The organism is Rhodococcus sp. 5G237 (assembly GCF_053764735.1).
In genome coordinates, this window is sequence record NZ_JBSNCD010000008.1 from 100428 (window position 1) to 121684 (window position 21257).

The window sequence follows — 21257 nt, forward strand, 5'->3', positions numbered from 1 at the left end:
CACCACCGAGGTGCATACTGGCCGGTAACAACTCTCGTCGCTGGAGGTTCCATGGGTGAGCAACGGGTCACGGACTACGACGTCCTGATCGTCGGATCGGGTTTCGGTGGGAGCGTCACGGCGTTGCGCCTCGTGGAGAAGGGCTACAAGGTCGGCGTTCTCGAGGCCGGCCGCCGCTACGCCGACGCCGACTTCGCGAAGACCAGCTGGGACCTGCGCCGCTTCCTCTGGGCGCCCAAGCTCGGTTGCTTCGGCATCCAGCGAGTGCACCTGCTGCGCGACTGCCTGATCCTCGCCGGTGCCGGCGTGGGCGGCGGGTCGCTGAACTACGCGAACACCTTGTACAAGCCTCCGGCGCCGTTCTTCGAGGACCGCCAGTGGGCGCACATCACCGACTGGCAGGACGAACTGAGCCCCTACTACGACCAGGCGAAGCGGATGCTCGGAGTGGTGCAGTACGGCCGGATGACCGACGCCGACAAGGTGATCAAGTCGGTGGCCGACGACATGGGAGTCGGCGAGACCTTCATCCAGACGCCCGTGGGTGTGTTCTTCGGCGAACCCGGCCGCACGGTCGCCGACCCCTACTTCGGCGGCGTGGGCCCCGACCGCACCGGTTGCATCGAGTGCGGCGAGTGCATGACGGGATGCCGCCACGGCGCCAAGAACACCCTCGTGAAGAACTATCTGGGTCTCGCCGAGCGAGCGGGAGCCGAGATCGTCCCGCTGACCACCGTCACCGATCTGCGTCAGGCCGCCGACGGCACCTGGGACGTGATCACCGAACGCACCGGCGCGTGGGTCCGCAAGCGGCGGCGCACCTACACGGCCGCGCACGTCGTCCTCGCTGCCGGAACGTGGGGCACGCAGCACCTGCTGCACCACCTCAAGGACACCGGTGCGCTGCCCGAACTGTCCGACAAGGTCGGCGAACTGACCCGCACCAACTCCGAATCGATCGTCGGTGCCGGGAAGATGAGGATCGACCCCGATCTGAAGCTCACCGAGGGTGTCGCGATCACCTCGTCGTTCCACCCCACCCCCGACACGCACATCGAACCCGTGCGGTACGGCAAGGGATCGAACGCGATGGGCCTGCTGCAGACCCTCATGACCGACGGCGACGGACGCACCCCGCGCTGGGTGAAGTTCCTCGGGCAGGTCGTACGGAACCCCGTGAAGATGCTGCGGATGCTCTCGGTGCATCGGTGGAGCGAGCGCACCATCATCGCGCTGGTGATGCAGAACCTCGACAACTCCATCACCACCTACACGACCAAGGGTCTGTTCGGCCGCCGCAAGGTCACCAGCAAACAGGGACACGGGCAGCCGAATCCCACCTGGATCCCGGCCGGCAACGAGGCCACACGCCGCATCGCCGAGAAGATCGACGGTGTCGCGGGCGGCACGTGGGGTGAGATCTTCAACATTCCGCTCACCGCACACTTCCTCGGCGGCGCCGTGATCGGATCCGATCGCGACCACGGGGTCATCGATCCGTACCACCGCGTCCACGGCTACCCGACGCTGAGCGTCGTCGACGGCGCCGCGGTCTCCGCGAACCTCGGCGTGAACCCCTCGCTCACCATCGCGGCGCAGGCCGAACGCGCTGCATCGTTGTGGCCCAACAAGGGTGAGGACGACCAGCGTCCCGAGCAGGGACAGCCCTACCGTCGTATCGCGCCGATCGAACCGAAGAACCCCGTGGTGCCCGTCGACGCACCCGGTGCGTTGCGGCTGCCGGTCGTCGAGGTCAAACACAGCGGCGTCGCGTAGCGACCCGGAAGTGATCGGATGAGCGGCCGCGTCGGGAACACCCGGCGCGGCCGCTTAGACTGTTCGGGTGTCGTCGCAAAGCCAGCAGTCCAGACCGGTCGTCGTCGTCGATTTCGGAGCTCAGTACGCGCAGCTGATCGCTCGGCGCGTTCGTGAGGCCAACGTCTACTCGGAGGTCGTGCCCCACACGGCCGGTGTCGAGGAGATCGCGGCGAAGAACCCGCGCGCGGTGGTGCTGTCCGGTGGCCCCGCCAGCGTGTACGAGGAGGGCGCACCGCGTCTCGATCCCACGCTGTTCGATCTCGACGTCCCCGTCTTCGGCATCTGCTACGGCTTCCAGGCGATGGCGCAGGCGCTCGGTGGCACGGTCGCGCACACCGGCTCGCGCGAGTACGGCCGCACCGAGCTGTCGGTCTCCGGCGGTGTGCTGCACGACGGCCTGCCCGAGACGCAGCCCGTCTGGATGAGCCACGGCGACGGTGTCACCGAGGCTCCCGAGGGCTTCGAGGTCACAGCCACCAGCGCCGGCGCCCCGGTCGCGGCGTTCGAGGACCGCGCCCGTCGCCTCGCCGGTGTCCAGTACCACCCCGAGGTGCTGCACTCGCCCCACGGCCAGCAGGTGCTGAGCCGGTTCCTGCACGACATCGCCGGAATCCCGGGCGACTGGACCGCAGCGAACATCGCCGACGCGCTCGTCGAGCAGGTCCGCGAGCAGATCGGCGACGGTCGTGCCATCTGCGGCCTGTCCGGCGGCGTTGACTCCGCCGTGGCGGCCGCGCTGGTGCAGCGCGCCATCGGCGACCGTCTGACTTGTGTGTTCGTCGACCACGGCCTCATGCGCGAGGGCGAACGGCAGCAGGTCGAGAAGGACTTCGTCGCCGCGACGGGTGCCCGTCTGGTCACCGTCGACGCGTCCGAGACCTTCCTGCGCGAGCTCGCCGGCGTCACCGACCCCGAGACCAAGCGCAAGATCATCGGCCGCGAGTTCATCCGTTCTTTCGAGGGCGCGGTCTCCGAGGTGCTCGGCGAGGGTGCCGACAAGGGCGAGACCGTGAAGTTCCTCGTGCAGGGCACCCTGTACCCGGACGTCGTGGAGTCCGGCGGCGGCTCCGGCACCGCGAACATCAAGAGCCACCACAACGTCGGTGGACTCCCCGAGGACCTCGAGTTCGAGCTCGTCGAGCCGCTGCGCCTGCTGTTCAAGGACGAGGTGCGCGCGGTCGGACGTCAGCTCGGCCTGCCCGAGGAGATCGTCGGCCGCCAGCCGTTCCCCGGCCCCGGCCTCGGTATCCGCATCATCGGTGAGGTCACCCGCGAACGCCTCGAGATCCTGCGTCGCGCCGACTCCATCGCCCGCGAAGAGCTCACCTCCGCCGGCCTCGACGGACAGATCTGGCAGTGCCCGGTCGTGCTGCTCGCCGACGTCCGCAGCGTGGGCGTGCAGGGCGACGGCCGCACCTACGGTCACCCGATCGTGCTGCGTCCGGTCTCCAGCGAGGACGCGATGACCGCCGACTGGACGCGCCTGCCCTACGAGACTCTCGAGCGGATCTCCACCCGCATCACCAACGAGGTGGCGGAGGTCAACCGAGTGGTGCTCGACGTGACGAGCAAGCCCCCGGGAACGATCGAGTGGGAGTGATCCTCACTCGCCGGGAGCGGTGAGACGACGAACGTCCCCCGGACCGATCAGGTCCGGGGGACGTCGCGTAGATGGGGGGGTTACCTCCGGCGGTTGGGGAGGAAGACCAGCACCGCTCCGATCAACAGGGCCGCGCCCACCAGGACCCATCCGAGGTCGACGGCGGCGAGGAACTCGACCGAGAACGGCCCGATCATGGCCCATCCGCTCACGACCAGCGCTGCCAGTGCGGCGAGCAGGAGCAGGAGCGACGGTCCCTTGCGGGTGCACTCGGTCCGATCCTCGGTGTGTGTTCCGGTTTCGTGATCAGCCACGACGCACCTCCAGAGATCCGAATTCCATGTTCGCGTTCAGGTCCAGGACCGGCCCGTCGTCGACTCCGTCGGCGCCGCCGTCGATGCCGGGGGCGGGGCATCCCCTGATCTCACCGGGGCCGACCGTGCAGTCGGCGCGGACGTCCAGGTTCTCCGGCAACAGCACCTCGACGCTGCCGAACCGGCCATCGACCTGCACCGTGCGGTCCTCGGTGAGTTCGAGTCCCCGCAGATCGAGGGTCATCGCCCCGAACTGGAAGCTGTACTCGGACTCGAGCTGATCGGTACTGGTCGGAGCCCAGGTCCGGTCGCCCCAGTTGGAGGTGTCGACCGGGCCGGCGATCGAGGCGAGAACGACGAATCCGAGCAGGGGACCGGTGACGACGAGCAGTCCGTGACCGCGGTGCAGGAACGCGCCGATCAGCAGGCCCAGACCGACGACCGCGAGGGCCACGGCACCCACCCGGGCGGGGGTCACCCAGGCCAGGTCGGCGGCGGCACCGAGCGCGCCGGTCACCGCAGCGGCGATCACGGCCAGGCCGAGGACCGTCGTGGTCAGACGCGAACGTCGATTCGTGACGATCGCGGGTTCGTGCTTCGGTGCCGGTTCGGGCAGATCCCATGCGAACGGGGCGACCCCGAGGGGATCCCATGCCGGCGGTGCCGAACGGTGGGGCGAGAGCTCGTCGACACCCGGGAGCGGAACGTCGGTGTCCTTGCGGTCGGTGTCCTTGCGTAGGTCGGGCATCGGGGACGTCTTCCTCTCCGTCGTCTCGGTGGGCGCTGTGGCGTCGGTGCCCGAAGCAGGGGTGTCCGAGGCGTCGGTGGTGCTCAGGACCTCCGTCGCGTCGGTGGTCTGCGCAGGTGGGGTGGCCGCTGTGCTGGTTGTCTCCGTGCCGGCTGCCTCCCCGCTCGGTGTCGTCGTGGCCGCCGGACCCGCCTGCATGTGCCATGCCCCGGTGTGTGCGCCCCACGGGGAGCAGTACGCGTTCGTCACCGGAGGCTGAGGAAAGGCCGCCTGGGTGGGGAAGGAGGTTCCCTCGGGCGCCGGCAGCACCGGCGGTTCGGGACGCCGCTGATAGAGCAGCCACCAGCCGCCGAGCAGCAGGAGCGTTCCGATGAATCCGGAGCCGCCCGAACCCGCACCCACCGGTCCGATGGCACCCGCCGCGATCGCCAGGGCCACGAGGAGCACGATGACCTTGGTGGTCGAGTCCGAGCTCGCACCCCGCCCGACGAGCGATTCGAGCGAAGAGACCTGGTCGCCGTGACGGGGGAACATCAGCCAGGCGGCCAGATAGAGGACGAGACCGCCACCGCCGAACAGCGCCGACGCGACGAAGACGACACGGATCAGCACGGGATCGACGCCGTAGCGCGCTCCGATACCCGAGCACACACCCGCGATGTGCCCCTCCTTCGGCAGACGCACGGGGCGGGTCCGCCACATGTCCGCCACCTGGTCCTGAAAGCTCCTCGTGTCCATGGCACCCATCCTGCTGGGCTTCCGCGCGCGGCACATCAGGGACCAACCCTGATTTCCGAGGGGCCGATCGGAACCCGGACATCAGGGTTCGTCCCCGATGCCGGGCCGGCGATCACCGTGCCAGTATCGAGGTGTGCAACCGGTACCTGGATTACCCGTGACCGTTCCCCGCCTCGAACGGCGGGTGGGCGGTCGCATCGTGGGCGGTGTGGCCGGCGGTGTCGCCGACCATCTCGGTATCGACGCCACCAAGGTGCGGGTCGCGTTCACGGTGCTCGCCGCCCTCGGCGGGTTCGGGATCGCGGCCTACGGCCTGCTGTGGATGTTCGTGCCTCCGGGCTCCGACACCGATCGCCCCACCGGCCCCGAACGGCGCCGCGCCATCGGCCTCGCCTTCATGGGTATCGGCCTGGCGGTGGGTCTTTCGTGGCTGTTCAGTGGTGGTGCCGCAGGCGTGGTGCTGCCGATCGTCGTGGTGGTCGTCGGTGCGGCGCTCGTATGGCGTGAATTCGACGTCGAAGGCCCCCGATCGGTACTCGGTCTGCCCGCACATCCGACGGTCCTCACATGGGCCCGCGTACTCGGCGGCCTGACCCTCGTCGTCACCGGACTCGGAGTGATGGTCATCGCGCAGGTCGACGTCGCGGCGCTGCGCTCGTCGCTGGTCGCCGTGGTGGTCACGCTGGTCGGTGCCGCCCTGCTGTCGGTGCCGCTGTGGATCCGGATGTGGCGTGCCCTCGAGACCGAGCGTGCCGCCCGGGTGCGCAACGAGGAGCGCGAGGAGATCGCGTCGCACCTGCACGACTCGGTGCTCCAGACCCTCGCGCTCATCCAGAAGCAGGCCGGCGACCAGCAGGAGGTCGTGCGACTGGCGCGCAGCCAGGAACGCGAACTGCGCCGCTGGCTGTTCGGTGGGGACGAGACGCCGAGCACCTCGCTCGCCGAGACGCTGCGCACCATCGCCGGTGAGGTGGAGGACCAGTACGGTCTGTCCGTCCAACCCGTCATCGTCGGCGACGTCGCGCCCGACGACAGCGATCTGACCCCCGAGGCCGCGACCGCCGTGCTCGGCGCGACCCGCGAGGCTCTCGTCAACGCCGCCAAGCACGCCGGGGTGGACAGCGTCGACCTCTTCGCCGAGGTGGAACCGCATCAGGTGAGCGTGTTCGTGCGCGATCGCGGCGTCGGATTCGATCCCGGCGAAGTACCGGCCGATCGGCAGGGTCTGGCCAAGTCCATCCGGGCGCGCATCGAACGTCGCGGCGGCCGGACGGTCGTGAAGTCGAGTCCCGGAAAGGGAACCGAGGTGCGCATCCATGTGCCGCGCGCCGGCCGGACGGATACCGAACGCGAACAGGACACCGAGTCGACCTTAGAGTGGGGGGTGAACGACCCCCACCCCGAGGAGCAGACACAGTGACTTCGATTCCGGCGACATCGTCCGATGCCACCGAGAACAACCGTCCCTATCGTGTCTTCCTGGTGGACGACCACGCCGTCTTCCGCTCCGGAGTGCGCACCGAACTGGGGCGCGAGGCCGACATGGAGATCGTCGGCGAGGCCGGGGGAGTCGCCGAGGCCGTCGCCGGGATCGAGGCGACCAAGCCGGATGTCGTGCTCCTCGACGTCCACATGCCCGACGGCGGCGGCGTCGCCGTCCTCCAGCGGATCCCGGACGGGCCGGTCTGCTTGGCGCTCAGCGTGTCCGACGCGGCCGAGGACGTCATCGCCGTCATCCGCGCCGGCGCCCGCGGATACGTGACGAAGACGATCTCCGGGCCGGATCTGGCCGACGCCGTCCGGCGGGTCGCCGGGGGAGACGCCGTGTTCAGTCCGCGTCTGGCCGGTTTCGTGCTCGACTCGTTCACCGGCCGGTCGGCCGCACCGGAACCGCCACTCGATCCCGAGCTCGACTCGCTGACGCCCCGGGAACTCGAGGTGCTGCGCCTGCTCGCTCGCGGCTACACCTACCGCGAGATCGCCGAGGAACTCGTGATCTCGGTGAAGACCGTCGAGACGCACGCGTCGAACGTGTTGCGCAAGACGCAGCAGTCGAACCGCAACGCGCTGACCCGGTGGGCCCACCGCCGCCGCATCGACTGAGCGTGACGTCGGTTCAGACGACCAGCGCGATGATGACGGCGACGAGCAGCGCCACCAGGATCACCGCGACCATCGCCGCCATCGCCAGGGGCGCATAGGCGACGATGCGGTCCTGCGGGTTGTCGGGCACGGGACCCTTCGGGAGCAGACGGTCGAGCAGATCCGCGGGGGCGAAACCCTTCGCCGACTTCTTCGGACCACCGGTGGCCTGAGCCGCCGCACCGAGGGGACGGTCGACGAAGGAACCACGGGGGCGTGCGGGTTCGGTGAAGTGCGCGGAACGCTGTGCCCACGACGGGATCGTGCCGTCCTCGTTCTGGATGGGACGGCCGCGCAGGGCCGCCGCCGATCCGCCCGGTCCGAGGACCACGCGGGCGAGGAGATCGCGCGCCTGCGCCATCGTCGGGCGTCGCGCCGGATCGGGCTGGAGCATCTCGAGCAGGGGTTCGGTGAGCGGACCGGTGTGCGTGGGCATGATGATCTCCGCCCGCGCGACCCGGTGCAGCAACGCGATCGAGTCGGTCTCGAAACCGAAGGGCGGTTGCCCCTCCACCGCGGTGTAGAGGGTGGCGCCGAGCGAGAAGACGTCGCTGGCCTCGGTGGGGTCGTTGCCGCGTGCGACCTCGGGCGCGAAATAGGCGGGGGTGCCGATGATCACGCCGTCGGGGTCGTTGTCGCCCTTCGCGCGGGCGATGCCGAAGTCGCTGATCTTCACGATGCCGGCGTCGCGGCCGCGTTCGGCGATGAGGATGTTGCCGGGCTTGACGTCGCGGTGGACGATCCCGGCGGCGTGCGCGGCGGTCAGGGCGTCGGCGACGTTCGCGCCGATCTGCGCCACCACGTACGGCGGGAGAGTGTCGACGACGTTCATCACCTGCGCCAGGCTGCGGGACGGCAAGTGCTCCATGACGAGCCACGGTTCGCCGTAGTGCAGAGCCATGTCGTACATCGAGATGGCGTGCTCGTGGGCGAGCTGGGCGGCGGCCCGGCCCTCCCGGAGCGCGCGGCGGCGGAGATCCTCGGCCTCGTCGGGATCGAGGTCTGCGGTGGAGATCACCTGTTTGACGGCGACGTCGCGGCCCAGACGGTTGTCGCGGGCGAGCCAGACGGCACCCATGCCGCCACCGCCGAGCTTGGAGTCGAGCCGATATCGACCGGCCACCAAGTGATCCGGCCCTACGGCCCGTCCTGCCCATGCCTGCTCCGCCACTCGATCGAGAGTAGTCGATCGGAGGTGTTCGCCCCGGCCGAAGAACGTGTGAGCTGCACTGTAGTCACCGTCGGGGGCGGTGCTTCCGGCTTGACGGGAAGGATTCGGGTCGGTTCTACTTGATGAAGATCGAAAGTATGTTCGAATAGAGTGCGAGCCGGGCCACGACTTCCCCGTGGTCGGCCGGTCGTGTGTGTCAGGCGGCAGGCGGATGACAGGGGTGACAGTGGGCGAGGTGGCCGAATTTCCGGTGGACGACGAGGAAGCGGGTCGCGCGGAGCGGATCGAAGCGTTGCGACGTCGTATCGCGGCAGTGCCGGCGCGGGGCGAGGTCCCGTCCGTCGCGCGAGGCCGGGTCGAGGCCCCCTCCGGCCGCATCCTGCCCGTCCCGGCACCGCTCGCGGAACTGTTGCCCCAGGGCGGATTGGTGCGCGGCAGCGTCGTCTCGGTGTCGGGGGCCACCTCCCTTCTCCTCGGGATGCTCGCGTCCGTGACGGCCTCGGGCGGGTACGCCGCCGTGATCGGTCAGCGTCGGCTGGGTCTGCTCGCCGCCGCGGAGATGGGGGCCCACCTGCACCGGCTGGCCGTGATCCCCGATCCCGGACCGGATCCCGTGGAGATCGCCGCGGTGCTGCTCGACGGGATCGACCTGGTGGTGCTGGGACTCGGCGGGGCATCGGTGCCGCCGTCCCGCGCTCGTGCGGTCGCCGCCCGGGCGCGGAGCAAGCAGTCCGTCCTCGTGGTCACGGACGGTCGCTGGGAAGGTGCCCACGTGCGACTGGAGGCGCGGATCGACGGTTATCGGGGCGTGGACGGTCCCGGCCGGGACCGGTTGTGCGCGACTCGCCTGTCGGTCCGGGCGCACGGGCGTGCGTTCCCTCCGCGCGCCACCCGCGTGGAGGTGTGCGCCGACCGCAGTGCCGTCGAGTGGGCGAGCGAAGAGCGGAATCGGCTGGAGGACGGGCGTTTCCGTAAAGCGGTCCGGTGAACGACTCGTCCTCTCGACGGGCGCCCGCGCGGGTCGTGGCCCTCTGGTGCCCCGACTGGCCCGCGGTCGCCGCCGCCACCGCCGCGGAGTTGCCCGCGACCGTCCCGGTGGCGGTGGTCTCGGCGAATCGTGTCGTCGCCTGCTCGGCCTCGGCGCGGTCCGCGGGTGTCCGGCGCGGTCTGAGACGACGTGAGGCGCAGGCCCGCTGCCCGGAACTGCATGTGGCCCGCTCGGATCCCGACCTGGAAGCGCGGACGTTCGAGGCGGTGGTGGCCGCGATCGATGCGGTGGCCCCGGGCGTGGAGGTGCTGCGCCCGGGTCTGGTGATCCTCGCCGCGCGCGGTGTGATCCGGTGGTTCGGCTCGGAGGAGGCCGCCGCGGAGGCCCTGATCGACGCGGTCGCGGCGACCGGCGTGGAATGCCAGGTCGGTGTCGCCGACGAGTTGTCCACCGCGGTCCTCGCCGCGCGCCGGAACGCGCTGGTCCCGACGGGGAGGGGCGCCGAGTTCCTGGCGCCGCTGCCCGTCTCGTATCTCGCGGTGGAACCGGCGCTGGCGGCTCCTCGGCGGGCCGACACGGTGGATCTGTTGCGCCGTCTCGGTATCCGCACCATCGGAGCGTTCGCCGCGTTGTCCTCGATCGATGTGGCGTCACGCTTCGACGCGGACGTCGTGGCTGCGCACCGGAGCGCACGGGGCCTGCCGGAACGTCCCCCGTCGGGACGGCCGATCCCTCCGGACCTGACGGTCGAACAGCCCTGCGACCCGCCGGTGGAACGGGTCGACGCCGCGGCCTTCGCCGGTCGCGCACTGGCCGAACTGCTCCACACCCGGCTCGCCGCAGCGGGAGTCGCGTGCACGCGACTGCTCGTGACGGCCCGCACCGGGGCCGGTGAGGAACGCGCGCGCACCTGGCGCTGCGCCGAGCCGCTCACCCCCGAGGGCACGGCCGATCGTGTGCGATGGCAGCTCGACGGATGGCTCACCGGCCGCAACACCAACCGGCCCACGGCGGGAATCGTGCTGCTGCGCCTCGAACCGGTCGAGGTCGTGGCCGCCGGTGCGCTGCAACTCGGGTTGTGGGGCGGTGTCGGCGACGAGGACGAACGGGCACGTCGGGCGCTCGTCCGGGTGCAGGGCCTGCTCGGTGGGGACGCCGTCCGGATCGGCGTGCTCGGTGGTGGCCGGGGACCCGCCGAACGGATCGTCCTCGTGCCCGTCGGCGACGAGGCGATCCCGCACTCCGACCCGGACGCACCGTGGCCGGGCCGGCTCCCGCCCCCCGCTCCCGCGCTGGTGTTGCACACACCTCCCGCGATCCGGCTGGACGACGACGTGGGGAATCCGGTCTCGGTGACCGAGCGCGGACTGCTCAGCGGGTCACCTGCTCGGCTGCGATGGGGAAGTCGCAGCTGGACGGTGATCGGATGGGCCGGTCCGTGGCCGGTGGACGAGTACTGGTGGGACCCGGCCGTCGCCCGGTGCGCCGCCCGTCTGCAGGTGCTGCTCGAGGAATCACGGGCCCTGCTGGTGTTCTTCGGTGCCGACGGCTGGCGGGTGGAGGGCGTCTACGACTGAGTAGGCTCGAGCATCATGAGATCTCCGGTCCTCACCGCCGCGCCGAACGGGGTCGCCCTCGCATATCGCGAGTTCGCACCGTCCGCTGCCGCCGCCCGTTCCGTGCCCGTCCTGCTGGTGCACGGGATGGGCGGCGACGGGCGCACGTGGACCCGGTTCGCCGGAGCCCTGGTGAAGGCGGGCCGACGGGTGATCACCGTCGACCTGCGCGGACACGGACGCAGCGGCCGGGCAGCCTCGTATCGTTTCGGCGAGTTCGCCGCCGACGTCGCCGGTCTGTGTGCCCACCTCGGTGTCGAGACCGTCGATCTCGTCGGGCACTCGCTCGGTGGGCACGTGGGATCGCTGGTCGCGCAACAGAATCCCGGACTCGTCCGGCGACTGGTCCTCGAGGAGACACCCCTGCCGCTGCGGGAGGGGGATCCCGTTCCGGAGGTGCCGGCCCACCGTCCGACTCCGGTGGAGTTGTGGCACGCCGCGACCAGCATGGCGCTCAACCCTCGCGCGGTCACCGCCTTCGACCGCTCGATGACGCCGTCGGTCGTCGCCCAGTTCCACACGCCGAATCCGGTGTGGTGGCAGCACCTTCCGTCCCTCGCCGCACCGACCCTGCTGTTGTTGCGCGGAGTGCGGCGCGGCAGCATGGTCGACCCGCAACTGCTGACGGCGGCAGTCGAGGCACTGCCTTCGGCCTCCGTGCAGGAGATCGGCTGCGGGCACAGCATCCACCGCGACCGTGCCCGCGATTTCGCAGCGGCCGTCGTCCCGTTCCTCACGGATCGATCGGTTGCCTAGACTGGACGATCGTGCGCATCGCGACCTTCAACATCAACGGAATCCGCGCCGCACAGCGCCGCGGATTCGAGGACTGGCTGCGTGAACGCAACCCCGACGTGGTGGCCCTGCAGGAGGTACGCGCTCCGGCGGCTGCGATCCCGCAGGGTGTCTTCGGCAAGTACCACGTCGCCTACGACGAGGGCACCCTTCCCGGCCGCAACGGCGTCGGGATCCTGACCCTGCACGAACCCGCCGCCGTGCGCACCTGGAGCGGCACCGCACTGCTGCGACTTCCCGGTGAGGAACACGTCGACCGGATCGAGTTCGATCGGGGAGCGTTGGCACGCGGACTGTCCGAATTCGCCCACGAGGGGCGGTACGTCGAGGTCGATCTCGCCGACGCACCGATCACCGTGGCGTCGCTGTACCTGCCGAAGGGTGGGCTCCCGGCGCACCTCCAGAAGCCCGGGCGCATGCGCGACGAACCGGACGGCGGGGTGCGCTACCAGCGCAAGATGCGGTTCCTGTCGGCCTTCGCCCGGCAGCTGACCCGTAGCCGGCTCGCGGCGCGCGCCCAGGGGCGCGAGTTCCTGATCATGGGTGATTTCAACGTCGCCCACACACGCTACGACGTGCGCAACTGGCGGCGTCGCGGGCAGGCCGAGGGTTTCCTGCCCGAGGAACGCGCCTGGTTCGATTCGCTGCTGTCACCGCGCACGCTCGTCGACGTCGTCCGCCGGCATCATTCCGAGGTCGACGGTCCCTACTCGTGGTGGTCGTGGCTGGGGGAATCGTTCGCCTCCGATTCCGGGTGGCGGATCGACTACCACCTCGCCACGCCGCAACTGGCCCGGACCGCGATCTCCGCAGGGACCGACCGCGATCCGGCACCGGACCGAAGGATCAGCGATCACGCGCCGGTCGTCGTGGACTACGACATCTGAGTCACCGTCGTGGACTACGACATCTGAACCTGATGTGTGGGCTCGTGATCAGTCCATGGTGAGGATCTGGCGGAGGGCGGTTCCGTCGGCCAGGGCGTCCATCGCCTCGTTGATCCGGCCCAGCGGCAGACGGTCGGTGACGAGCCGCTCGACCGGCAGTCGCCCCTCGCGCCACATGTCCACGAAGCGGGGGATGTCCCGGGCCGGGACGGCGGATCCGAGATAGCTGCCCACCAGTGAGCGGCCCTCGCCGACGAGAGCGGTGGGCGAGATCTCGAGCCGGGCGTCGGGGGCGGGCAGTCCGACGGTGATCGTGGTGCCTCCCGGTCCGGTGAGCGCGACCGCCGTGGCGAGCGCGGGCACGCTCCCCGCGGCCTCGATGACCAGCCGTGCCTTCACGCCCTGCTCGACGGCCTCGTCCGGTGAGAGGACGTGTCGGGCTCCCAGCGAACGGGCCGTGTCGCGCTTGTCGGGGGAGGTGTCGACGGCGATCACGGTGACGTCGTCGTGGGCCAGCGCCACGAGCAGCGCGGCCATCCCCACTCCACCGAGACCGACGACGACCAGCGTGTCCCCGGCCTGAGGACGAGCGGCATTGACGACCGCACCGCCACCGGTCAGCACGGCGCAGCCCATCAGCGCGGCGACCTCGGCGGGGACGTCGTCGCCGACACCGACGAGCGACCGCGTGTCGACGACGGCGTGGGTCGCGAAGGCCGATGCTCCCAGATGGTGGTGGACGTCGTTCCCGTCGCGGTGCAGCCGCCGGGCGCCCGACAGCAGGGTTCCCGCAGCGTTCGCGGCCGATCCTGGGATGCAGGGGCGGATGCCGTTGCTCGCGCAGCCCTCGCACTCACCGCAGCGGGGCATGAAGGTCATGACGACCCGCTCGCCGACGGAGAATCCGGTGGTGTCGTCACCGAGTTCGACGATGCGTCCGGCCGCTTCGTGCCCGAGCAGCATGGGCACCGGGCGAGGCCGGTTGCCGTCGACCACGGACAGATCGGAGTGGCACACACCGGCGCATTCGATCTCGACCAGCGCCTCACCCGGTCCCGGTGGGTCGAGTTCGAGAAGGTCCACGCTGAGCGGAGTGGACTCCTCGTACCGCCGCTGACGTCCGATCTCCTCCAGGACTGCTCCGGTGATCTGCACGGGTCTCCCTTCCGTAGGGTCGCGGATTCTCTGCCCCTAGCATCACGAGCATGACACTCACCCGGGCCGACCGCGTCCTCATCGGTGCTGCCGCCATCTTCCTCGTGTCCCAGGCGAACATCGGTCGGGTTCTCGGTTCCACGGCCCCGACGGTGGGCACCGTCCAGACCACCTTCTCGGCCGCGAAGTACCGGAAGATCCTCGACGATCTCGGTCCCGAGGAGATCGAGCGCTACCGGGAGCACTACTACTGGGACATGGTCCACCCGGCGACCTTCGCGATCGCGTTGCGGGCCGGCGCACGATCACTCGACGAGCACCGCCCGCTGTCACCGAGCACGCGTCGGATCCTGATGGCGGCGCCGGTCGTCGCCGCGGCGGGGGACTACGTCGAGAACATCGTCGGCCTGTACCTGCTGGATCACCGCACCCGGATCGACGATCGGACGGTCCGGGCCGCCTCGACCGTCAGCGTCACCAAGTGGGTGCTGGCGCTGGGCAGCTTCGCGTACCTGTCGCAGGGATTCCTGCGGATGTGGAGTGGTGCGGCGCTGCAGCGTCTGCGCCGCGGCCGACCGGTCACCGCGGGGTGCCTGCGCCGCGGCCGACCGGTCACCGCGGGGTGCCTGCGCCGCGGCTGACCCGTCACCACGGGGTGCCGAGCCGCCGCGAGGGTGTCCGGGCCACAATGTCCGCGTGACCACCATCTCCGCCCCCACCTGTTCCGCACTGTCCGCGCTCGACGAGCCGCTGCCCGGCACGGCAGCCACTGCGCCCGGCTACGTGTGCCTCGAGGTGCCGACGGGCTGGGGCCGCGACGTGCTCGACGGCACCGCCCTCGGCGCCGAGTTGTCGGACGAACTGTCCGTCCGGGCGAAGGCCGCGGACGTGCGGATCCTGTTCATCCGGAGACCCGGGCGCGACGTGGTGCGGGAGACCCGGACCGTCCTGCTGGCCCGCACCGAACCGGAGAACACCTGGTGCGAGCGGCTCGAGATCACCGAGCCGGCCGAGCTGCTCGACATCGTCCCCCGCGTGGTCGCAGGTCCGGCCCCCGGCATCGGCGCCGCCGTGCAGGACCCGATCGCCCTGGTGTGCGCTCACGGCAAGAGAGACCGGTGCTGCGCTGTGCTGGGGCGCCCGATCGCGGCCGCTCTGACCGCCGAGTTCGGGCAGGACGTGTGGGAGTGCTCGCACACCGGCGGACACCGTTTCGCGCCGTCGATGATCATGCTGCCCACCGGCTACACCTACGGGCGGCTCGGTGAGGACGACAGTCTCGCCGCGGTCCGCGACGCCGGGAAGGGACAGGTCCACGCGGCCGGTCTGCGGGGTCGCAGCACCTGGGGTGCGGCCGGGCAGGCCGCCGAGATCGCGGTGCGCGAGGCGATCGACGAGTTCGCGATCGACGCCGTGACGGTCGAGGACGGGGACGAGCCGATCGTGCGCCATCACGACGGCCGGGCATGGCGGGTCCGGGTGGAGACCTCGGAACTACCGGCCCGGCCGGCGAGCTGCGGTGCCGCCGCCAAGCCGGCGCGTCCCGTCGTCGCGACGACGATCACGCCGCTGTAGCGACCCCGAACACCGGCCGCCCTGCGGTCTGATGACCCGGCCGCTCTGCGGTCTAATGCCCCAGTCCGACCTTCGCGTGCACGCGCTTCATCCACGCCGGTGCCCACCAGTTGGCCTCACCCATGAGCTTGACCAGCGACGGCACGAGCAGCATGCGCACGATCGTCGCGTCGATGATGAGCGCGACGATCATGCCGACTCCGAGGAACCGCATGATCGACAGGCCGGAGATGGTGAAGGCCCCGGTGACCACGATCAGCAGCAGTGCGGCGGCGGTGACGACACGTCCGGTGCGGGCGATGCCGTATTCGACGGCCTCGACCGTGCTCGCTCCGGCCGCGCGGGCCTCCATCATGCGCGACATGAGGAACACCTCGTAGTCGGTCGACAGGCCGAACACCACGGCGAGGATGAGGACGACGAAGGTCGGCTCCATCGCCGCGGGAACGACGTGCAGCCACGAAGCACCGTGGCCCAGCTGGAACACCCAGGTCAGCACACCGAAGGTCGCGGCGAGGCTCAGTGCCGCCATGAGCACGGCCTTGATCGGTAGTGCCACCGACCCGAATGCCAGGAACAGCAGCACCAGGGTCGAGAGCACCATGATCGTGATCATCCAGGGGAGCGAATCCGAGACGGCCTGGTTGGCGTCGTCGACGAGGGCCCGGCCACCGCCGACGAGCAGATCGGTGCCGTCCGGCACGTCCAGGGCGCGCAGTTCGCCGGTGATCTCGCTCGCCCGTGCGGTGCCGTCCACGCCCTGCGCGTAGAGGCCCTGCAGGACCACCACGTCGGACTCCTGCCCGACGATGACGGTCTGCGAGATGCCGTCGACCTTGGCGACCTCGGTGGACACCGTGCGCACGGCAGTGCTGTCCGGGGCCTGCCCGTTCTCGCCGCGCAGGACGAGTGTGGCGCCGTTGCCGGTGCTCGGGAACTCGTCGAGCAGGGTCTGGGTGGCCGCGCGGGCCTGGCTGTCCTCGGGCAGCGCGGTGTATTCGATCTCCCCGAACCGTGCTTCGAACACAGGCGACGCGAGTACGAGGAGACCGCCGGTGATCACCACCGCGATCAGGGCGGGACGGCGCACGACCTTGCGGACGACCCCGCCCCAGAAACGACGCGCCCGCGCTTCGGCGCGGGTGGAGGTCTCACGGTCCCAGGTCCACGCGTTGATGCGGTGGCCGAGCATCGTCAGCAGCGCGGGAACCGCGGTCAGCGACAGGACGGCGGCACCGAGGACGGCGGCCATGGCACCGAGGCCGAGCGACCGCAGCACCGTCTGCGGGAAGACGAGCATGCCCGCGAACGCGCAGATCAGCAGGGCAGCGGAGAACATCACGGTGTGACCGGCGGTGGACATCGTCCGCTTGACCGCCGAGGTGACGTCCGAACCGGCCGCGAGTTCCTCGCGGTAGCGGCTGACGATGAACAGGCCGTAGTCGATCGCCAGGCCCAGACCGATCAGCGACGTGATGTTCAGCGCGTACGACGACACCTCGGTGAAATTCGACAGCAGACGCAGGGTGGCGAGGGACGAGAAGATCGCGAGCACACCCACGAAGACCGGGACCGCGGCGGCGATCACCCCGCCGAAGATGAACACCAGCAGCACCAGCGTGATGGGCACCGCGATGAGCTCGGACCGGACGAGATCGCTCTCCAGGGTGTCGGTGAACTCGATCGCGACCACGGTGTTGCCGGCGAACTGCGATTCCACGCCGGGCACCTCGAGCAGGTCGAGGGCTTCGGGGAAGCTCGCGGCGGTGAGCCCGGAGTTCGCGCCGAGCGTGATCGAGGCAGCCACGCTGCGTTGGTCGGTCGACAGCAGCAGCTGGTTCATCGGCGGCGGAGCGGTCCAGTAGGTCTGGATCGACTCGGCGGGGACGGCGTCCTGGAACTCGGCGAGGGTTCTTTCGATGTCGGGACGGATGTCGTCGACCGTGCGTCCCTCGGGTGCGGTGTAGAGCGCGATGATGTCCGCGGCCTGCGACCCGAAGTTCTCGTAGATGATCTGCTCGACCTCGACGGCCTCGCTGTTCGGGTCGTAGTAGCCCGTGCCGGTCAGCTTGCCGAAGATCCCGACGCCCCAGGCGCCGGCGAAGAGCACGACGAGCAGCACGATCGCCAGTACCCATCGGCTCCTGGTGACGACGATCTCGGCCCAGCGACTCATGCCCACTCCCGGTTCCGCTGACGATTGTGACGATCGGCAACTGTACTGGCGTGGAGTGGGAGGGCTTCACCCTGCTCGGCCGGAACGGCCGCGAGATCAGGGGAGGAAGAAGGTGGACCGACGCGCCGGATGCCTCACGGCACGTTGCGCAACGTGGCTCCAGCCGGACGGTATTCCACGAAGGCGGTTTCTCATTGGCTCCGGGGCGTACGCGACGCGCCGATCCACACTCCTCAACAGGGGTGGGCAAGGATCCATTCCCGGCCCTGCCGGACGTGACCGGGTTCACCCGCCGTCGTGGGCATGGTGGGCCGTGCCGGCCGCCTGCGTCACGTCGTGCACCTCGTCGGCGCCGACCACCACGAACTGTCCCATCATGCCGCTGTCCTCGTGTTTGAGCAGGTGACAGTGGTACATGTACGGCATCGCCGGATCGGTGTGGCTACCGAACGGAACGAGCAGACGCACGGTCGCCGCCGGCGGGACGAAGACGGTGTCCTTGCGACCGGCCAGGGACGGATGGTCGGGACTCACCCCGGTCATGCCGAGGATCTCGAACTGCACGTCGTGGATGTGGAAGTTGTGGATCGTGCCGCTGACGTTGCGCACCTCCCACAGTTCGGTGGTGCCGGCGACGACCACCTCGTCGATCCGGCCCATGTCCATCTTGCGATCGTTGATGGTCGTCGACGAGGTCAGGTCGATGCGGCGGGTGCTGCTCGGTTCCCCGAGCTCCGGAAGGGTGGTCAGCCTCTCCGGGATCGCGGCCGACGATCCGAGGACGGGTGCCGCCCGCAGCTCGAGGACGTCCATGCGGTCGTCGCCACCGGAGAAGCGGTCCTGCCAGAAGCCGGCCTTCAGCTCGGGCGGGGTGCTGCGCAGCACGTGCCTCGAACCTGCTTCCGGCCGGACGATGATCTCGGCACGCTCACCCGGCGACAGCCGGAGACTGCGGACGGCCCGCGGCTCCTCAAGCAGACCACCGTCGCTGCCGACGACGAGGAACGGCATCCCGGTGTCGAACGAGAAGTTGTAGACGCGCGCGTTCGACGCGTTGAGCACCCGGAGCCGGACCGTCTCGGTGCCGACGTCCAGGAACGGCCGCGGTGTGCCGTTAACGAGGATCTCGTCGCCGAGCGTGCCGACGTCGGCGAAGATCGCGTTGCTGTCGTCGAGCTGGTCGCCGTCGAACTTCCGGTCCTGGACGACGAGGGGGATGTCGTCGACCCCGTAGTCGTGGGGGAGCGGCGACGTGCCGGGCTCGTCGATCAGGAACATGCCCGCGACGCCCCGGTACACGTGCGCGGCGGTGGAACCGTGCAGGTGCGGGTGGTACCAGAGGGTCGCGGCCGGTTGATCGACGGTCCAGTACGGCGACCATGTCGTTCCGGGCTCGATCGGCTGGTGCGGTCCGCCGTCCATCGCCGCGGGCAGGTGCATGCCGTGCCAGTGCATCGTGCTCGTCTCGCCGAGTTCGTTCGTGACGTTCACGCGCACGTTCTCGCCGCGCACGGCGCGGAGGGTGGGTCCGAGATAGCTGCCGTTCACGCCCCATGTCCGGGTGTCGGGGCCGTGCCCGAGGTCGGTCGTGCCGCGCTGCATGGTCAGGTCGAACACGCGCGTGCCGTCGGCGTCGACGGTGCCCGACTCGACGGGAGGGATGCGCAGGGCGGTGTCGAAGTCGACGCGTCCGGTGGTGTCGAGCGCGCGCGTGGTCCACGCGTGGACGGCCAGGCCACCGATGACCGCCACGAACGCGATGAAGAGCACGAAGGGTATGGCGAGCAGGCGCACCAGGAGTTTCACGACACCCATGCTCGTTCTCCCGCACCGTCGGCACATCCGGCGTGGCACCGGATTTCGTGGTGGGGGAGAACCCTGACGGAACCTCAGGAAACGCTGTGCAGGCGTGCCGCCTGCCGCACGAGATGGTCGCGTTCGGGCACGCTGGTCGCCAGGTGCGCGGCCTCGGCGTAGAGCCGGGCCGCCGTCGCGGTGTCGCCGGCGCGTTCGTGGAGATACGCCGCGGCCGCCGTGTACCGGGGCAGGCTGGGGTCGAGCTCGGCCATTGCTGCGAGACCGGCGTGGGGTCCGTCGGCCTCACCGACCGCGACGGCACGGTTGAGACGGGCCACCGGGTTGTCGGTGAACCGCAGGAGCTCGTCGTACCACTCGACGATCTGCACCCAGTCGGTCTCCTCCGCGGTACGCGCGTCGGCATGCAGGGCGGCGACGGCGGCCTGCGCCTGGAACTCGCCGAGCCGGTCGCGGGCGAGCGCGGCCTGCAGGATCTCCACGCCCTCCGAGATCAGACGCGTGTCCCACAGGCTGCGATCCTGTTCGGTGAGGGGAACGAGACTGCCGTCCGGCCGGATGCGCGCCGCTCGCCGGGCGTGATGGAGCAGCATCAGCGCGAGCAGACCCGACACCTCGGGGTGGTCGATCACCGCTGCCAGCCCGCGCGTGAGCCGGACGGCCTCGGTGGCCAGGTCGACGTCACCCGAATAGCCCTCGTTGAACACGAGATAGAGCACCCGCAACACCGTCGCGACATCGCCCGGCCGATCCAGCCGGACGTCCGCGATCGTGCGCTTGGCCCGGCTGATGCGTTGGGCCATCGTCGCTTCCGGAACGAGATAGGCCTGCGCGATCTGCCGGGTCGTCAACCCGCCGACGGCACGCAGGGTGAGCGCGACCGCCGAGCCGGGCGTGAGCGACGGGTGGGCACACAGGAAGTACAACGCGAGCGTGTCGTCCACCGGTGTGCCCGGCCCCGGCCGGGGCTCGGCGTCGACGAGGATCTCGCGGCGTCGACGGGACGCGTCGGCGCGCACGGTGTCGAGGAATCTGCGCCACGCCACCGCGACCAGCCAGCCCTTCGGGTCGCGCGGCGGATCCTCCGGCCACACCCGCAGGGCTTCGACGAGCGCGTCCTGGACGGCATCCTCGGCCGACGCGAAATCCGCTCCGCGGCGGACGAGGATGCCGATCACCGTGGGGACGAGCGTGCGCAGCAACGCCTCGTCCACGTCTACTCCGTGACGGTCGGCGGTTCGGACATGAACGGTCGCACCTCGAGCCATTCGTGGATCGGCTTCCCGCCGGCTCCCGGCGCGGCCGACAGTTCGCCGGCCAGTTCCAGTGCCCGGTCGTAGCTGTCGACGTCGATCACCATCCACCCGGCGATGAGATCCTTCGTCTCCGGGAACGGCCCGTCGGTGGCCGGGGGACGTCCCTCACCGTCGTAGCGGACGAAGGTGCCCTCCGGGGAGAGCGCCTGCGCGTCGACGAACTCGCCGGTGCTCTCGAGACGGGCGGCGAAATCCTGCATGTACCGGATGTGGGCCGACACCTCGTCCGGCTCCCACTGATCCATGGGTACGTCGTTCACCGCTGCCGGGGCGCCGCGGTAATGCTTGAGCAGCAGGTACTTGGCCATGATGTTCTCCTCCGTGCGGTACGGCCCATTGTGGCCGCGTTCATGGAGGAGACGGAGCCGCTTCCGGATTCTCGACATCCCTCCGCGAACGATTC

Annotated in this window: 18 protein-coding genes; 10 read left to right on the forward strand and 8 right to left on the reverse strand. The window is 70.1% G+C overall.

Annotated features, from left to right (window positions below; genetic code table 11):
- Positions 1 to 51: 51 nt before the first annotated feature.
- A complete protein-coding gene (locus tag ACWPOC_RS19585) occupies positions 52 to 1776 on the forward strand; it encodes a GMC oxidoreductase (protein WP_455409196.1) in 1725 nt (574 codons plus the stop codon).
- A 67-nt stretch (positions 1777 to 1843) separates the two neighbouring features.
- Positions 1844 to 3418: a glutamine-hydrolyzing GMP synthase gene (gene guaA, locus ACWPOC_RS19590; RefSeq protein ID WP_024101587.1), complete on the forward strand. Its 1575-nt coding sequence runs from the start codon at positions 1844 to 1846 to the stop codon at positions 3416 to 3418.
- An 80-nt stretch (positions 3419 to 3498) separates the two neighbouring features.
- On the opposite strand, the gene ACWPOC_RS19595 is transcribed toward guaA, so the two are convergent.
- Positions 3499 to 3732 (reverse strand): hypothetical protein, encoded by a 234-nt coding sequence (locus ACWPOC_RS19595; protein WP_159417832.1) that lies wholly within the window; start codon positions 3730 to 3732, stop codon positions 3499 to 3501.
- Entirely contained in the window at positions 3725 to 5218 is a 1494-nt protein-coding gene (locus ACWPOC_RS19600) for a PspC domain-containing protein (protein WP_455409197.1), read from the reverse strand. Before ACWPOC_RS19600 ends, ACWPOC_RS19595 begins: the two co-directional genes overlap by 8 nt.
- Positions 5219 to 5315: 97 nt before the next feature.
- On the opposite strand from ACWPOC_RS19600, the gene ACWPOC_RS19605 reads away from it, so the two are divergent.
- Together ACWPOC_RS19605 and ACWPOC_RS19610 are read left to right on the forward strand one after the other, a co-directional pair.
- Positions 5316 to 6638 (forward strand): ATP-binding protein, encoded by a 1323-nt coding sequence (locus ACWPOC_RS19605; RefSeq protein WP_225623588.1) that lies wholly within the window; start codon positions 5316 to 5318, stop codon positions 6636 to 6638.
- The gene (locus ACWPOC_RS19610) at positions 6635 to 7321 is read left to right on the forward strand and encodes a response regulator (protein ID WP_120279934.1); all 687 of its coding nucleotides are present in this window, start codon (positions 6635 to 6637) and stop codon (positions 7319 to 7321) included. The genes ACWPOC_RS19605 and ACWPOC_RS19610 overlap by 4 nt, the downstream gene beginning before the upstream one ends.
- 13 nt (positions 7322 to 7334) lie before the next feature.
- Here ACWPOC_RS19610 and ACWPOC_RS19615 read toward each other — a convergent pair whose 3' ends face one another.
- Positions 7335 to 8483 carry a serine/threonine-protein kinase gene (locus ACWPOC_RS19615; protein ID WP_159417834.1) on the reverse strand — a complete coding sequence of 383 codons (1149 nt, stop codon included), beginning with the start codon at positions 8481 to 8483 and terminating at the stop codon, positions 7335 to 7337.
- A 274-nt stretch (positions 8484 to 8757) separates the two neighbouring features.
- Between ACWPOC_RS19615 and ACWPOC_RS19620 the strand changes: the two genes are divergently transcribed.
- The 4 genes from ACWPOC_RS19620 to ACWPOC_RS19635 are packed head-to-tail and all read left to right on the forward strand — an operon-like array spanning position 8758 to position 12817.
- Positions 8758 to 9519 carry a hypothetical protein gene (locus ACWPOC_RS19620; protein WP_159419169.1) on the forward strand — a complete coding sequence of 254 codons (762 nt, stop codon included), beginning with the start codon at positions 8758 to 8760 and terminating at the stop codon, positions 9517 to 9519.
- Positions 9516 to 11096, forward strand: a complete 1581-nt coding sequence (locus ACWPOC_RS19625; protein ID WP_159417835.1) for a DNA polymerase Y family protein — start codon at positions 9516 to 9518, stop codon at positions 11094 to 11096. The genes ACWPOC_RS19620 and ACWPOC_RS19625 overlap by 4 nt, the downstream gene beginning before the upstream one ends.
- A gap of 15 nt (positions 11097 to 11111) precedes the next feature.
- Positions 11112 to 11891 carry an alpha/beta fold hydrolase gene (locus ACWPOC_RS19630; RefSeq protein ID WP_455409198.1) on the forward strand — a complete coding sequence of 260 codons (780 nt, stop codon included), beginning with the start codon at positions 11112 to 11114 and terminating at the stop codon, positions 11889 to 11891.
- Between the two features lie 11 nt (positions 11892 to 11902).
- Positions 11903 to 12817, forward strand: a complete 915-nt coding sequence (locus ACWPOC_RS19635; RefSeq protein ID WP_455409199.1) for an exodeoxyribonuclease III — start codon at positions 11903 to 11905, stop codon at positions 12815 to 12817.
- Positions 12818 to 12865: 48 nt separating this feature from the next.
- Here ACWPOC_RS19635 and ACWPOC_RS19640 read toward each other — a convergent pair whose 3' ends face one another.
- Positions 12866 to 13972, reverse strand: a complete 1107-nt coding sequence (locus ACWPOC_RS19640) for an alcohol dehydrogenase catalytic domain-containing protein (RefSeq protein WP_120279929.1) — start codon at positions 13970 to 13972, stop codon at positions 12866 to 12868.
- A gap of 50 nt (positions 13973 to 14022) precedes the next feature.
- Here ACWPOC_RS19640 and ACWPOC_RS19645 point away from each other — a divergent pair, with 50 nt between their 5' ends.
- Positions 14023 to 14613, forward strand: coding sequence for a hypothetical protein (locus tag ACWPOC_RS19645; RefSeq protein ID WP_455409200.1), 591 nt, complete (start codon positions 14023 to 14025; stop codon positions 14611 to 14613).
- Between the two features lie 55 nt (positions 14614 to 14668).
- Positions 14669 to 15547, forward strand: coding sequence for a sucrase ferredoxin (locus ACWPOC_RS19650; protein ID WP_120279927.1), 879 nt, complete (start codon positions 14669 to 14671; stop codon positions 15545 to 15547).
- A 52-nt stretch (positions 15548 to 15599) separates the two neighbouring features.
- Here ACWPOC_RS19650 and ACWPOC_RS19655 read toward each other — a convergent pair whose 3' ends face one another.
- The 4 genes from ACWPOC_RS19655 to ACWPOC_RS19670 all read right to left on the reverse strand — a co-directional run bounded on the left by ACWPOC_RS19655 (position 15600) and on the right by ACWPOC_RS19670 (position 21162).
- Positions 15600 to 17723, reverse strand: a complete 2124-nt coding sequence (locus ACWPOC_RS19655; protein WP_120283548.1) for an MMPL family transporter — start codon at positions 17721 to 17723, stop codon at positions 15600 to 15602.
- 285 nt (positions 17724 to 18008) lie between these two features.
- The gene (locus ACWPOC_RS19660) at positions 18009 to 19538 is read right to left on the reverse strand and encodes a multicopper oxidase family protein (RefSeq protein ID WP_455409201.1); all 1530 of its coding nucleotides are present in this window, start codon (positions 19536 to 19538) and stop codon (positions 18009 to 18011) included.
- A gap of 74 nt (positions 19539 to 19612) precedes the next feature.
- Positions 19613 to 20752, reverse strand: a complete 1140-nt coding sequence (locus ACWPOC_RS19665; protein WP_120279925.1) for an RNA polymerase sigma factor — start codon at positions 20750 to 20752, stop codon at positions 19613 to 19615.
- A gap of 2 nt (positions 20753 to 20754) precedes the next feature.
- Positions 20755 to 21162 carry a YciI family protein gene (locus ACWPOC_RS19670; protein WP_064063887.1) on the reverse strand — a complete coding sequence of 136 codons (408 nt, stop codon included), beginning with the start codon at positions 21160 to 21162 and terminating at the stop codon, positions 20755 to 20757.
- Between the last annotated feature and the right edge of the window lie 95 nt (positions 21163 to 21257).